General features: G+C 47.0%; 16 protein-coding genes and 1 pseudogene. 5 read left to right on the top strand and 12 right to left on the bottom strand.

Features of this window, described 5'->3' with window-relative positions; genetic code table 11:
• Window positions 1-266: 266 nt before the first annotated feature.
• Window positions 267-755 carry a hypothetical protein gene (locus tag CVT49_06200; GenBank protein ID PKK84014.1) on the top strand — a complete coding sequence of 163 codons (489 nt, stop codon included), beginning with the start codon at window positions 267-269 and terminating at the stop codon, window positions 753-755.
• 195 nt (window positions 756-950) lie between these two features.
• Complete coding sequence (locus CVT49_06195) at window positions 951-1,439, top strand: hypothetical protein (protein PKK84013.1); 489 nt, start codon at window positions 951-953, stop codon at window positions 1,437-1,439.
• 103 nt (window positions 1,440-1,542) lie between these two features.
• On the opposite strand, the gene CVT49_06190 is transcribed toward CVT49_06195, so the two are convergent.
• On the bottom strand, window positions 1,543-2,055 hold the full coding sequence (locus CVT49_06190) for a hypothetical protein (GenBank protein ID PKK84012.1): 513 nt from the start codon (window positions 2,053-2,055) through the stop codon (window positions 1,543-1,545).
• Between the two features lie 76 nt (window positions 2,056-2,131).
• On the bottom strand, window positions 2,132-2,833 hold the full coding sequence (locus tag CVT49_06185) for a hypothetical protein (protein PKK84011.1): 702 nt from the start codon (window positions 2,831-2,833) through the stop codon (window positions 2,132-2,134).
• A gap of 200 nt (window positions 2,834-3,033) precedes the next feature.
• On the opposite strand from CVT49_06185, the gene CVT49_06180 reads away from it, so the two are divergent.
• Window positions 3,034-3,393 (top strand): anti-sigma factor antagonist, encoded by a 360-nt coding sequence (locus CVT49_06180; GenBank protein ID PKK84010.1) that lies wholly within the window; start codon window positions 3,034-3,036, stop codon window positions 3,391-3,393.
• Between the two features lie 21 nt (window positions 3,394-3,414).
• On the opposite strand, the pseudogene CVT49_06175 reads toward CVT49_06180, so the two are convergent.
• The 7 genes and pseudogenes from CVT49_06175 to CVT49_06145 form a co-directional block, all read right to left on the bottom strand.
• A pseudogene (locus CVT49_06175) lies at window positions 3,415-3,534 on the bottom strand (sulfurtransferase TusE).
• 40 nt (window positions 3,535-3,574) lie between these two features.
• Complete coding sequence (locus CVT49_06170; protein ID PKK84009.1) at window positions 3,575-3,970, bottom strand: hypothetical protein; 396 nt, start codon at window positions 3,968-3,970, stop codon at window positions 3,575-3,577.
• Between the two features lie 14 nt (window positions 3,971-3,984).
• Complete coding sequence (locus tag CVT49_06165; protein PKK84008.1) at window positions 3,985-5,559, bottom strand: hypothetical protein; 1,575 nt, start codon at window positions 5,557-5,559, stop codon at window positions 3,985-3,987.
• A 163-nt stretch (window positions 5,560-5,722) separates the two neighbouring features.
• On the bottom strand, window positions 5,723-6,064 hold the full coding sequence (locus CVT49_06160; protein ID PKK84007.1) for a GYD family protein: 342 nt from the start codon (window positions 6,062-6,064) through the stop codon (window positions 5,723-5,725).
• A 191-nt stretch (window positions 6,065-6,255) separates the two neighbouring features.
• Entirely contained in the window at window positions 6,256-6,693 is a 438-nt protein-coding gene (locus CVT49_06155) for a hypothetical protein (protein PKK84006.1), read from the bottom strand.
• Between the two features lie 133 nt (window positions 6,694-6,826).
• Window positions 6,827-7,324, bottom strand: coding sequence for a peptide-methionine (R)-S-oxide reductase (gene msrB / locus CVT49_06150; protein ID PKK84018.1), 498 nt, complete (start codon window positions 7,322-7,324; stop codon window positions 6,827-6,829).
• Window positions 7,325-7,494: 170 nt separating this feature from the next.
• Entirely contained in the window at window positions 7,495-7,974 is a 480-nt protein-coding gene (locus CVT49_06145; protein ID PKK84005.1) for a hypothetical protein, read from the bottom strand.
• Window positions 7,975-8,223: 249 nt separating this feature from the next.
• On the opposite strand from CVT49_06145, the gene CVT49_06140 reads away from it, so the two are divergent.
• A complete protein-coding gene (locus CVT49_06140) occupies window positions 8,224-8,655 on the top strand; it encodes a hypothetical protein (GenBank protein ID PKK84004.1) in 432 nt (143 codons plus the stop codon).
• An 18-nt stretch (window positions 8,656-8,673) separates the two neighbouring features.
• Here the strand turns inward: CVT49_06140 and CVT49_06135 are convergent, their stop codons facing one another.
• Both CVT49_06135 and CVT49_06130 read right to left on the bottom strand, forming a co-directional pair.
• Window positions 8,674-9,225, bottom strand: coding sequence for a hypothetical protein (locus tag CVT49_06135; protein ID PKK84003.1), 552 nt, complete (start codon window positions 9,223-9,225; stop codon window positions 8,674-8,676).
• Window positions 9,226-9,235: 10 nt separating this feature from the next.
• Complete coding sequence (locus tag CVT49_06130; GenBank protein PKK84002.1) at window positions 9,236-10,408, bottom strand: hypothetical protein; 1,173 nt, start codon at window positions 10,406-10,408, stop codon at window positions 9,236-9,238.
• A 330-nt stretch (window positions 10,409-10,738) separates the two neighbouring features.
• On the opposite strand from CVT49_06130, the gene CVT49_06125 reads away from it, so the two are divergent.
• On the top strand, window positions 10,739-12,025 hold the full coding sequence (locus CVT49_06125) for a hypothetical protein (protein ID PKK84001.1): 1,287 nt from the start codon (window positions 10,739-10,741) through the stop codon (window positions 12,023-12,025).
• On the opposite strand, the gene CVT49_06120 is transcribed toward CVT49_06125, so the two are convergent.
• Complete coding sequence (locus CVT49_06120; GenBank protein ID PKK84000.1) at window positions 12,002-13,396, bottom strand: hypothetical protein; 1,395 nt, start codon at window positions 13,394-13,396, stop codon at window positions 12,002-12,004. The genes CVT49_06125 and CVT49_06120 overlap by 24 nt on opposite strands.
• Between the last annotated feature and the right edge of the window lie 3 nt (window positions 13,397-13,399).

Raw genomic sequence — 13,399 nt, 5'->3', positions numbered from 1 at the left:
AGAAAATGTCTGGACTTTCAAACACCGTCTGAAGTATTTTTAGAGCAATTGTTGCACTTCAAATGTGAATCCACCTTCCCGCCTTCGCGGGAATGACAACGGGTTTTTTGTGCATCCCAGAACTGCCGCGCCTGAGTGCCCCACAGCATGCTGTTTTTGTGCGCGGCAGATGTCCACATCTGCCCGCAATTCTAAGGTTGACTATGGATAAAACTTAGGTTTACCTTTCCCGTATATCCTATAAATCCAAACCACCGGAGGAAAAGATGCTGTCCGATAACAACAAGCTGCTGGTGCAGCAGGTGGAATACTGGCGCGGGCCATACAAAAAAGCGCTCATGGCCGCGTTCGAGCAAATGCCCGAGGATAAACTCGACTGGACACCGGCCGAGAACATGATCCCGCTCGGGCAGGTCTTTTTGCATATCTGCGAAACTTCGGACTGGTGGTACGCAGATATCATGAAAGGCAAAGCCTCAGTCGAGCTGGCCGTGCGAGGGCAAAAATGCCCGCCCAAAGCGGACATCGCCAAACATCTCGATGAGCACTGGCAGCGATTGGAGCGCTTTTTTGCCGAGTCGCCGGAGATACTTGACAAGATGTATATCCGTGAAGGTGTCCATGAAGGCCGGCAATGGAAGATCGAAAAAAACGGCTACTGGATTTTTACGCATATTTTGGAGCACGACATTCATCACCGGAGCCAGATTTTTCATTATTTGCGGATCCTGGGCATCAAGCCGCCGCGGGCCTGATTGGAGGATATTGGTTCAATATTTCTAATAAATTTGTGGCGGCAGGCCGGCGTCAAAATACGCCCCGAACTATTTGAATTCCGATACTATTGTTAAAGTTTGAGCTATCTGCAATATTTCCTATCCCCGAAAACCTAATAGACAAACTTAGTGATATAGTCAGAAACCTCAGTACTAATTTATTCCGGAGGTAACATGTTGTCCGATAACAATAAACTGCTGGCGCGGCAAATCGAATTCTGGCACGGGAATTTGAAGTCGGGACTGATGAAAGCTTTCGAACTGACGCCGGAAGATAAACTCGACTGGATGCCGACCGAAGAAATGATTCCGCTGGGGAAGGTGTTTTTGCATATCTGCGAGACTTCAGGTTGGTGGTATGGCGACATTGTGAAGGGTCGGAAAAACACTGATCTGTCTGTCGCCGGTCAGAAGTGCCCCTCAAAAGAGGAGATCGCCCGGTATCTCGATGCGCACTGGGACCGCCTGGAGCAATTCTTTGCCGAACCGCCGGATGTCCTGGATAGAGTATACACCAGAGAAGGTGAGGAGGACGGAAAACCGTATAAAATCGAATACAACGGACTGACAATATTTACGCATATTTTCCAGCACGAAATTCATCACAGAAGCCAGATTTTTCAGTACTTACGGATTCTTGGCATCAAGCCCCGCGGGGTGTAGTCGCCAATCGGTTTTCTGACATTAAATTTGTGAACGCAAATAAAATAAAAAATGGTCAGGATCCAAATGATCCTGACCATGCGCATTTATTCGATACTTGCCGCTAACGCCGGCCCACACGCCCTATTCTCATGGCAATCAGGCCGATCAGCAGGACCACAATGCCGACCGCGACAATAATCATGATGATTCCGCCCGGCTCAATCCTGATATGCTGACCCTTAAGGTAAATTATCCCAAAGATCAGGGCGCCGAGCGCCAGCAGCGAAAGCCCGATTATCATGGCGGCAATTCCGCCGCCCCCGCTGATGCCGGTACGATACGGATCAAAATCGAGATATTGATCCTTAGCGCGCATTTCGATTCGGCGCTTGAAGCGAAGGCGGTACTGGTCGAATTTTTCCACCAGTTCCCAGCCCGCTTTAGCTTCCTGCTCGCATATCTTTTTGACCGTCTCATAGCTGGAGAACCGGCCCAGGTTGCTGCGCATTATTTTGAATTCCCAGCCATTGATATCATTTTTATCATAAGAGGTCATATTCTCCTCCTCTTCTCTCATCCGCTCGGCGGCGGCAATGGCCCCGACTGATGATGCTATTATGGGTGCTCCGGACATTTATAATCACTCCTTGTTTTCATAATATACTTTAATTAATGCAACGGTATTCAAAAAAATCAGTCGCCGGAATATGCTATTCTTTATTATCCGATTTATCGGTCAGGTCACGCATAAGATCGGTCTGGATTTGCTGGATTTCCAGCAAGCGTTGCCAGAAATGATTAATCAACTGGTGCCGTATCTCGATTTCGGCCTTAAGGTTAACCTGATAGTCATGTTCGGCCCGAAGGCGGTCCTTAGCTTCCTGCCGATTCTGGCTCATCATAATCACCGGAGCCTGAATAGCGGCCAGACAGGATAACACAAGATTAAGCAAGATAAAAGGATACGGGTCAAAGGGGCGGGCCAGTAAAACAATACTGTTAATCAGAATCCAGATGAATAAGACAGCCGCAAAAATGCTTATAAAGTTCCAGCTTCCGCCAAAAGAAGCCACCTTGTCGGCCCATTTCCGGCCAAGAGTCAACTCCTTATTAAATTCTTCATTCACGTCTTTGGACAGAACTTCCTGTTCTTTCAGGCTGTCGATGACCGTATTCTCAATAGTTGAAAGATCGCCGCGCTGGCCTTCAAGGATATCCTCGACATATTCCGCCCGGAAGCTATTAAGACATGAATTGCAGATAACATGGCTCTGGTCCCAGTCGGGATGCTGTTTTCGGATCAGTTCTCCGACCGGCCCGTGAACAAGATAAGCGGAACGCACTTCGGCCTTCGGTTTATCCAGACTGCAAATCGGGCAGATAAGTTTCTCCGGCTGTTTTTTTGTGGTCATAAAGAGAACCTCCCGGGATATTATATCTCGGACAATAAAAGCTATTGAATATTATTCCCGGATTCAAGTATTTTCATTAAAAGAGATATATGTGTGCCGATTTTGACGTATATAACATATAGACGAAACAATCATAGATCATTTTCGTTCAATATGTACCAATCGGCCCCGGCCAATAATTCGAAAGATGGAGATCTAAAATGAAGATGAAGGATGATTTCAGGGACGGAGTGGCTATAATCAGTCTTGAAGGTAAGGTGATCGGCGGCAATGATGCGACCATGTTTCATGGGAAGATGCATGAGTACATCAACAACGGCTTTAAAAAAGTAGTTATTAATCTTGCCAAAGTGGAGTGGATGAGTTCGGTCGGGATGGGTATGATGATAACGGCGCTGGCAGCCATGAAAAACAACAAGGGACATTTGAAGATCGTCAATATTACCGATCGGATCAATTCGCTATTGACCATAACGCGGCTGCTGTCGATTTTTGATGTGTACGATTCGATTGAGGACGCGATCGGCGCCTTTGGAAAGAAAACCGAGGTGGCAAGCTGAAGAGGCTTTGCCTGTCGTATCTTAACGAACCCGTAAACCGGCAATCTTTACCGCCCCGCGATGATAGCCGTCGGGGAAAAGTTGCTCCAGTTCTTCTATTTCAATCCCGAATGTTTCGCAGGTTTCATAGACCGTGGGTACGATAGCAATTGTTTTAAATTGGTCGTAATAAATATTGATTTCATGATGTTTTACCTCCCGGTCCGGCCGCCCCCCCGCGGGCATCAATGAATGATTTCAGACAAAGCAAGAAAAACAATAATGATAAAACGGCCATAATCGACTGGCTGATCACTGCCGCCGGTCTTGCCACCTCACCCCCGGACAACAGCGTGAACATTTTTGCCGGACCGGAAATAGTCGCGATAAATCCGATGAGGCTTAGCAATGAGACGGCATGCATGGCGCGTTTGCGATATTTATCACGGAAGGCCAGAAGGCCAAAAATCAAAACGACGGCTCCGAAATAAGCCGGTATCAATGCGGTGACACTGGCGGCGCCGGTAACGCCAAAACCGATGACTCCGAGAAGTATCAATGCAACCGCATATATAATGGTAAGAATCGGCATTTTCATTTTAGTCTCCCCCGTTACCACCATACCTGGCAGTCATCGGTATAGGTGAAAATTCTCTCTTCGTTGTCCGATCCATCGCCCACCAGCCGGTAAAGCGCCCCGGCCGGGACTTTCTCGAATACAAGCGGTTCCTCACCGGCGGTTTTCTTCCCGGCGGTTTTCCAGCCGCCGTCCCAGAAAAATAACTCATATTCTTTGTCCGGTGTCAAATATGTTCTCTCGACGCCATCGGTTGAAGTGTCCTGTTTCACTTTGGTCGTGGAAGTGACGATTATCGAAATAAGCTTGCTGCTGTCGGCTGCAAGTTTTTCGACAGCGGCATTATCATGCAATATAATCGGCGTGCCGCATGGCTCGATTTTCTCATTTATATATAAGGCGGGAATGTAGGCGACATCTACGCCCATATCGCGGAACAGGGCCGCACCGTTCTTTATTTCTCCCCAGTCAATCGCCCGCCAGTCGCTATCGTTGAAAACGCACAGGTAGGCAATATCAATCGAGTCGGGATCGGAGTTTTCAAGTGGAAGCAAGACATCACAAACATCAATATAGGCGGCGGTGACATCGATATAACTTTTGCCGGCCAGCCAGCCGGGGACTTTCTCCTGTTTACGTTCCCGGAAAATCAGGTTGTCTTTTTGAAGTCCGAACATCTTGCGGTACACTTTGGCCGGTTTGTACTGAAGCGCATACCGGCCCGGATTGCTTTCCGCCCCCATAAACGGAACCACTTTGCCTTCCGCATCGACAATGGCGTTCCAGGCGTGATTATTCCCGGCATTGGCCCAGTATGGAGTATAATCACTTGTAACGGCCAGACCATTGGCCCGCATGGCGTAAATGGTCAGGTTGGTCATATCCTCACATCGCCCCATTTTGGTGTCGAGCATTTCCGACAAACCCTGATCGGTCGGGTGCAGATAATAGCGACGGTCGAACTTGAACCATGACATAACGCTGTCGTTTATAATCGAGGCCGCTTCAATCGGGTCATTGGGGTCATACATAATGCTGTCGATGCCGTTGTACTTATCCCAGAAATACTGCCGCCACTCTTCGAGAGGTTCATCGCTTCCGCGGTACGGCAGGACATATTCGCGGAATTGATCGTATGTCAAAGCTTTGGCCCAGGGCCGTTCGCGCCAGGCGCGAAAAGCATAATCGATTTGATTGATCAGGAAATCGGCTGTTATTGAATCTACATCATAGATTAAATCCTTGCGGCCGAAATCAAGGGCACCATACCGGGTCTGCATGCTGTCGAAATCGACCAGGAGGCTTTCGAAATCGGGATATGCCAGGACATTCAGTTCGTATTCATTTTCAAGACTGTCTTTCAGGGCATAGGTGGCGTAGCAATGACCCTGCATGTTACCGATCAGGTAACAGGCGGCATCATATTTGAGCGTGTCGGCGCCGTCGTGGTAGTACATCAGCACTTTTTCCAGTTCGCCCCGATTATTCCCGGCGGAATCAAGAACCGCGGCGACATCATCGGGATATATAGTACTATCGCCCGCATAAGCGGAATGAATCATGATCACAGCAATTATCAGCAGCCCCGCCACGGTCCTTCGAGAAAACATTCAAACCTCCGCGCCGTTAATATGTTTATGATAATATTAAATGATTATGGGCGTCGAGGCAAATGCATTTTGGCGGTGTCCGGACAGGGTCGCAAAAAAAAGCTGCCGGGCGGTGACCCGGCAGCCGCGGACTGCAGATTCAGGTGGTGACGGTTGCTCAGAATTATTCGGTTTTTTCGGTTTTCGGACACTCCATATCTTCGGTCAATTTGAGGATGCGTTCATAAGGCAGAGCCAGCCAGCTTTCGACCTGGGCGGCGCCATGAGAGCGCGTCATCATGGATACCACTGCGGCCGTTTCCTCATCAGGCGCCTCATAAATATGCATCGAATCCCAGTAACCCATCAGAGCATAATGTGCCAGGAACTTGATTTCAGGACATTTATCCTCTATTTCTTTCAACCAGGCGCGTCCGCTCCATGAGCGATCCTTATGCTTGGCACCGATTTCGACCAGACGTGCATTGGGGGATGCCAGTTTAGTCATCAGGACAAAGGTCTTCATTGAACACCTCCCTGCAGTTTTGGGGCCCCAAAGTTTTTAGTCTTCGAATAAAATGCTGTCGATATCAGATGGAATGCCAGAGACATCGGCCCAAATCATTAAGCGTCTACAATAATATACTCTTGTTCCGGGAAAATTGAGAAAAAAAAGCTGCCGGATTCAGAAAAACCCGGCAGCGGAAACTTTGATTATCAGCCGATTTGGTCGGCTTCGGTGTCGGCCATGATTTTTTTGGCCGCGATCAGCTTACGGTAGAGTCGATCCAGTTTTTCGATTTTACCCGCTTTGACCGCCTTGAAAATATCCCCTTCAATTTCGGCAACATCAAGGCGTTTATAATAGTCCAGCGTTTCCTTGAAATGCGCCAGGACAATTTTACCGGTCAGCACAGGATGATTATTGGTGACATTGGCTTCACTGAACATAACGCCATGTTCCAGTTCGACCTCAAGCCCCTGACGGAAATCTTCCAGATTGACCTTCATATCGCCCGCATCGATTTCCTTGAGGACTATCGCCGCTTCCGACTCGGAGACCGCCGGCTTGGTTATTCTTGTCCAGTCACTGATCTTTAATTCTTTGCAGACTCTTTGAACTTCTTCGACCGTCACATATACCGGTAATTTCATGATATAATCTTCCCATCTAAAGGTTCACAAATCGAGGTTGTGCCATTCACTTTCAACAAACCCCAATAGAGATATTAAAAGCTGATTAATGACGATTTGTCAACCGGAAAGATGTAATTATGTGTTGTCGAATTTATTTATCGGAGGCTTTTTCAAAATTAAGGGAGGCCGAATTAACGCAGTAGCGAAGGCCGGTCGGCTTCGGGCCGTCATCGAAAACATGTCCCAGGTGCGCTCCACACCGGCTGCAGACAATTTCGGTCCGCCGCATACCCAGACTGCTGTCGGAATGTGTTTCGATGTTGGCTTCGATGGCCGGTTTGTAAAAACTCGGCCAGCCGCATCCGGAATCATACTTAGTGTCGGATGTAAACAATTCATTCCCGCAGGCGGCACAGACATAAACGCCGGCTTCTTTGGTTTTGTAATATTTTCCGGTGAACGGAGCTTCGGTCCCTTTTTCACGGACAACCCGGTATTGCTCGGGCGTCAGCAGCTTTTTCCATTCTTCATCGGTTTTGACTATTTTATCGGGCATTTTTTCTCCTTTGGAACTATCGCTTGTGACAGCATTGTCAGCGACAGCCGACATCATCCCGGCCGAATCCCGCTCCAGAAATGAAATTATCATGGGTCCGCTGACAAATAACAGAATTATAATTATGGCAACTTTGCCGGTTCTATACATAAATACCCCTTTTAGTTATTTCCGCATTCAGCGGCTATATAATTAATGGTAAAACAATAAAGAGTGAAGACTGGTTCCCCCGTTTGGTGAAGAGAACCAAATGAGATCAGGACTTAAAGCAACTTTCGGACAAAAATCTCGCCTTCGTCGTTCGGTCCGTTGAGATCAGGCATCACCGCCACCGGTACATAACCGTTTCTGCCATAGAATGATAACACTTTATAATCGGCGGCATAGGTGCGGGAAAACAGACAGTAAACCGACGCCCCTTGTGCCAGTTTCTCGGCATATTTAAACAGTTCCGAACCAAAGCCCTGGCCGCGAAATTTCGGAAAAACGCCGATATCGAGTATCTCGGCATTATTTGGGCAGAATAGTTTTTCATTGATCAGCAAAGAAGTAAACCCGGCCGGCGTGTTATCGTCGAGAAACAATCCGAAAAATTTTGCGCCGATATAGAAATACCGGTCGATCTTTCTATTGAGCCACGCGACATGTTTCGCATCATCGGGCCGGAAGTGTTTGCCCAGTTCGACTTCGCCCATAAGCTCGAAAAAACATTCGAATTCCGATTTATCCAACATCCTGATCATCTTAAAGCCATTTCGTTAATATAAAATTAAGTTTTGGCAACAATGTAAAAACATCTTATTCTGAAGCAAATAAAATTAAATCTCCGCCATTTCTTTGATGATGTTTAAGACTGCCGCCCCACAACCGATAACAATTATATCAGCCATGGAGTTATAATGAGAAAATTAAATGCATTGATATCGATAATTATTGCCGGAATCATGTTTTTATGCGGCTGTTCCGGGGCCATGTTGACCACTACCGAAATCATGCGGCTGCCCATATCCGACCTGAATGATATTATTTCGGAAGAATATGTTGAATTCGACCCGAGTATCAGCGCCGACGGCAACGGCTCCATCAAGATTGACTGCGATGAGCCGATTGTGGTGGAACTGTATGTTTTGAAAGGCATTGATATCGATGATGCCAAACTGGTCTATGAAGCCAAACTTCGTTCGGCCGAACTCAAAGGACTTGCCTATCTCGAGATGTACTGCTGTTTCGACGGCCTGGGCGAATATTTCTCGCGCGATTTAAAGTCGCCCATTTCGGGCACCAGCAGTTGGCGGCATAAAGAGACACCATTTTTCCTGCAGAAGGGTCAGATTCCGGACCGGATCAAGCTTAACCTGGTGGTCAACGGCACCGGCGTTGTCTGGATCGATGACATCAGATTGACCAAAGCCCCGCTGGGGTAAGTACCTGTCTCGATAAATCTACAAAAACCGCAGCACTTCGTCGTGAAGGCGGGCGCGGTATGATAACCCGCCCGATTCCAATGTCCTGATTATTTTCTTATACTCTTCGAATTCGGATAAATCGGCCAGTTTGGCCTCGCGGATCTCGCGAATATCGACCGGCCTGATTTTACCCGACTTATAATTGGCCGTGAAAATGTGTGTCCGCCATGGAATCGACTTCTTACCGCTTGAAAAATAAGCATTGATCTGAAGAATATATTTCTGCAATTCGATCTTGCACCCGGTTTCTTCATAGGCTTCGCGGTACACCCCTTCGAGGAAATCCTCGCCCGGTTTCAACCCGCCCGAAGGCGCCCGGTAGAGACCGTCCGGGTAATGATGTTTCGAATTGACAATGACCTGACTGCCCTTGAAGATGTACATCGTGATATCATGGCATCGCCCGTATGACTGCGTTGACCGAATAAAATCATACTCATCCTGGCTGACCGGCACATTCATGGCCAGCACGGGCGGGTAGCCGTACTGATCGGCCACGATCTGAATCATTCGCGGAGTAAAATACATATTACATATTTTATCGTATCAGCGGTAAAATTTCGGTTTGCATCGGAAGGGTGGTAACTTCCGGGCCCGACTCGGTCAGCATGCAGTTAATTTCCGTCCTGACCCCGAATTTGTCCAAGTATATTCCCGGCTCGATCGAGAAAAGATGTCCCGGAAGCAGCCGCCGCCGGTCCTCGGTCTCAAGGTTGTCGATATTGGGGCCGGGGCCATGCACGCTGTCAAGTATCGAATGTCCGGTGCGGTGGAAAAAATTATCGCCGTAGCCGGCTTCTCGAATAACACTGCGGCAGGCATCATCGACTTCATAACCGAAAACCGGCCCTTCGAGCATTTTCTGCCGGATGAAATTAATCGCCTTATCGCGGGCAAAGGTGACAACCGAAAATATTTCGCTGTACTCTTTGGGTACTTCCTCGCCGGCATAGGCCATCCAGGTAATATCGGCATAAACCGAGTGCGGCGTTTTCAGTTTGGCCCACATATCGATCAGCACCAGGTTGCCTTTGACAATCGGCGAGGACCTGTCCTCGCTCGGTTCATAATGCGGGTTGACGATGTTGGTATCGATAGCCACGCACGGGGGAAAGTCGGCCGTCATGCCGTACTCCTCGAAACGGCGCAATATATGAAGCACCACCATCCGCTCGTTGACAAACTGCTTGTGCCTTAGCGAGTCGCCGATGAACTTGAAAGCATCATCCTTGATCCGCATCACCAGGTCGGACGCCTTCCGGTGCATTTGCACCTGCTCCGAAGTCATCCGCGCCTGAAAATAAGACACGATATCGGCCGATGGGACAATCTCGACGCCGGTCGATCGAACCAGCTCGATGGTGCCAGCATCGACCAGCCCGATATACGGCAGCCGCCCGTTGGGCGAATATTCCATGGCGATCCTTTTGTGACCCTTAAGCGTTTCGGCCAGGTACGTTTCCAGATGCTTGTATGATGAGAAATACCTTCTGATTCCGGGAAGATGCAGAAAGCGGTCCTTTTCGATATTGTGCACGATCATGACCGGCTCGCCATCGACCGGTATAAAATAAAAGGCCCGGCGGGTCAGGTGCACCGTCAGGCTGAGAAATTCGACGGCAATACTGTTGCGCGCGTGGAAATCGGCCATCAGCCAGCCGTCGAGTTTTTCATCTTTCAGAAACCGCTGGATTTTTTCGATATCAATCATATTGCCACCGTTAATAATTATTATTTCCCCTACTTCTTTGCCTGTATTGCCTAAGGAACGTAATTAAAAAGTTAAAATAAAGAACAAATAGATAATTTACAAGCCATAACTATCTGACAGTAAAATCATAGGTTATTTTATTAATACTCAAGGAGTTGGGTGTCGCATTCAAACCGAAACCCTAAGGTTAGCGAAGTTTTTACTAATAATCTTGGATATACCACACCAGAAATACTTATGGACTTTTTGAGAAAAGAAGACTATTCTTATTTTATGTCGGATGCCTGCCCTCATAGATTATCTAATGGCGAAATCTGTGGCAGAAAACCTATGCCACATGGTTACTGTGATATACATTCCACATCTTTACATAATTCACCAAAGGATTTTGTCGCAGCCCTTAAGCGCTATGTTGATGAGACCAGGGCAGACATAATATATATGAACGATATGACATTCCCAAAAGGCGTCACATTGGAAGGTGATATTTTTCAAAATCGCCAGGTAATGTTTTGCTACAGCAAATTTTTCAATTGTATTTTTGATAAATGCCATTTTTTTGATGCTGACTTTAGTTCTGCGAAATTTCTAAATACTTATTTTAAATTATGCCAGTTTAATGGAAAAAATTTATCCTTTTTTAATGCGGAGTTTAATGAAAATCATCATTCCCGAATATTTGATCACTGCGCATTTTTGGATTTGGATAGAATTGATTTATCCCAATTAAAATGGGCTTGTGATCAAAGGCCATTTGCATCTTCTTATTTTTCAGCTAAAGAGATTGACTTTAACAGTGCGACAATAGAATCCAGTGATTTTTCAATAGGATTATGGGCCAAAGACAATCAAGTATTCAATGTCTTTCATATGATTCTTGGCAATCTTGATAGATTGATATTAAGCGGTATCATTTTTTCAGGAAATTTTCAATTTGCTAATTGGAAACAAGAATACAGCTATGTTCCATATTTATTTTATGACAATATTAATTTTGATCAAATGAAGAGCGCAAAATTCTTAGACGCCGACTTAACTAAAACTACTTTTGAGAATTCTATTATTGAAAAGATCTATTTTATCAATCCAATTTGGCCCAAAAAAAATAATAGGAATATTCTGTGGAATGAATTGACTGAGCCCTTAATTATTAACAATGCCGAATTAAGACGCCTTTACGTGCAGCTCAAAAAAAATTGTGAAGAAAAACGAGATTATGATACGGCTAGCGATTGGCATTATAGAGAAATGGAAGCGAGGAGAAACCAGATTGAAAACAAGTTGAAACCTTTAAGGTGGTTACGCAGGGAACTTTTTTCTTTTATTGCATTATATAAATTATTTTCAAATTATGGTGAAAGTTATATTAAGCCATTAATATGGCTTGTTGCCCTCTCTCTTGTATCAAGTCTCTTATTTGTGAAGTCGGGTATTAATGGCTGCAATAATTATTTATGTGTCCTAATTTATTCTTTGGCTAATATGACCTTCTATAAAATAAGCGATTTATCATCGGCTTCAATTTACACAGATGTTATTAGTATTTTTCAAAAAATATTTTTGACTGTTTTATTATCCCTATTCTTACTCGCACTAAGAAGACGATTTAGACGATAGTATCTCTTTTTTGCTTCCGAACAGGAATATTAAAATCGAAATAATCAGGCCGGGGAAAATGGGTTGAATTCCGAGCCAGTAGTCGCCGGTTGAGCCGAAATTTTCCGACAGCAGCCAGACCAGCGACAATCCGCCCGACAGAACCACCGAAATCAAGGCGATCTTGGGCGGCATCCGGCGTTTGCCGTTGAAAGCAGAGAACAGCGGAACCAGCAGAGCCGGGGTTCCGACCGAGCCGAAATGGTGCCAGATAGTCACAATCGAATCAAAATAAAGCGCCGCCATCAGCGCCAACAGGGCCGATAAAAACAGCCCGACGCGGGTATAGAAAGTAATCCTGCTCTCCGGTAATTTAAACAGGCGCCAGATTATGTCGCGGCCAAAGGTCGATGCGGCCAGGAAAGAATATGAATCGACGGTTGACATCACGGTCGCCAATAACGCCAGCGCAAACAGCCCCAGAAGCCCGGCCGGAAGGACAAGGGCGGCCAGTGACGGGTAGGAACTGATCGGGTTGGCCAGGCCGGGGAGAAGCGCCCGGGCATAAAGGCCGCAGGAAGTGGTCAGAAAATCAAAGGCAATCCAGAATAAAATGGAAATCAGAATACCTTTTTTGGCGACCGCTTCTGTTTTGGCCGCATAACAGCGCTGATAAAAAGCCGGCTCGATAAGTGTTGCCAGCGCGATAACATACCATACGGCGATATATGCGGCGCCGTTGCCGCCGTGCCAGGTAAGATTTTCCGGCGGCACCGATTGGATAATAAAAGCGGGGCCGCCATAACGGGCAACGAGGACTATGAATAAGGTGATAAAACCGAGGAACATCAAAACAAATTGAAGCATGTCGGTTCGGACGACCGATCGAAAACCGCCCAGGTGAACATAAAACAGGGAGAACAACGTTCCGACCACCGCGCCCACCCAGAGCGGCCAGCCGAATAGAAATTCGATCAATACCGCCAGCATCAGGATGTAGGCCCCGGGCAATGTCATAAAGAAAAGTATGGCCGATCCGACCACCGCCGTGCCGCGGCCATAAACCGACTCGAGCCGATCGGGGATAGTAAGAATCTCGGCCCTTCTGGCTTTTTTGGCCAGAAATAAGGCAAACACCAAAGCGGCAATATAATAAGGTACGCCGAAAACAAGCCAGTTTGAGATACCGAACCGGAAGGAGTACTCACCCACACCCAGAATGCCGCCATACCAGGTGGAGACAAGCGTCGCCACGAAAGCCGGAAGGGTCAGCATCCGCCCGCCCAGAATAAACCCGGCCGCGGATTCTTCCCGGCCGGAGCGGCGGGTGAACCCGATAACGATCAGTGCCGCCAGATAGACCAGAATTATGATGTAATCAATCGTCGCCAATAA

This window comes from candidate division Zixibacteria bacterium HGW-Zixibacteria-1 (genome assembly GCA_002838945.1).
Taxonomy (GTDB): domain Bacteria; phylum Zixibacteria; class MSB-5A5; order GN15; family PGXB01; genus PGXB01.
This window is presented reverse-complemented; position numbering and strand designations above follow the sequence as displayed.

What these genes read in the sequence shown, in the direction of transcription:
- CVT49_06200 (PKK84014.1), top strand. Translation starts at nt 267, where the DNA reads ATGCTGTCCGATAACAACAAGCTGCTGGTGCAGCAGGTGGAATACTGG.
- CVT49_06195 (PKK84013.1), top strand. Translation starts at nt 951, where the DNA reads ATGTTGTCCGATAACAATAAACTGCTGGCGCGGCAAATCGAATTCTGG.
- CVT49_06190 (PKK84012.1), bottom strand. Translation starts at nt 2,055, where the DNA reads ATGTCCGGAGCACCCATAATAGCATCATCAGTCGGGGCCATTGCCGCC.
- CVT49_06185 (PKK84011.1), bottom strand. Translation starts at nt 2,833, where the DNA reads ATGACCACAAAAAAACAGCCGGAGAAACTTATCTGCCCGATTTGCAGT.
- CVT49_06180 (PKK84010.1), top strand. Translation starts at nt 3,034, where the DNA reads ATGAAGATGAAGGATGATTTCAGGGACGGAGTGGCTATAATCAGTCTT.
- CVT49_06170 (PKK84009.1), bottom strand. Translation starts at nt 3,970, where the DNA reads ATGAAAATGCCGATTCTTACCATTATATATGCGGTTGCATTGATACTT.
- CVT49_06165 (PKK84008.1), bottom strand. Translation starts at nt 5,559, where the DNA reads ATGTTTTCTCGAAGGACCGTGGCGGGGCTGCTGATAATTGCTGTGATC.
- CVT49_06160 (PKK84007.1), bottom strand. Translation starts at nt 6,064, where the DNA reads ATGAAGACCTTTGTCCTGATGACTAAACTGGCATCCCCCAATGCACGT.
- CVT49_06155 (PKK84006.1), bottom strand. Translation starts at nt 6,693, where the DNA reads ATGAAATTACCGGTATATGTGACGGTCGAAGAAGTTCAAAGAGTCTGC.
- msrB (PKK84018.1), bottom strand. Translation starts at nt 7,324, where the DNA reads ATGATAATTTCATTTCTGGAGCGGGATTCGGCCGGGATGATGTCGGCT.
- CVT49_06145 (PKK84005.1), bottom strand. Translation starts at nt 7,974, where the DNA reads ATGATCAGGATGTTGGATAAATCGGAATTCGAATGTTTTTTCGAGCTT.
- CVT49_06140 (PKK84004.1), top strand. Translation starts at nt 8,224, where the DNA reads ATGCGGCTGCCCATATCCGACCTGAATGATATTATTTCGGAAGAATAT.
- CVT49_06135 (PKK84003.1), bottom strand. Translation starts at nt 9,225, where the DNA reads ATGTATTTTACTCCGCGAATGATTCAGATCGTGGCCGATCAGTACGGC.
- CVT49_06130 (PKK84002.1), bottom strand. Translation starts at nt 10,408, where the DNA reads ATGATTGATATCGAAAAAATCCAGCGGTTTCTGAAAGATGAAAAACTC.
- CVT49_06125 (PKK84001.1), top strand. Translation starts at nt 10,739, where the DNA reads ATGCCACATGGTTACTGTGATATACATTCCACATCTTTACATAATTCA.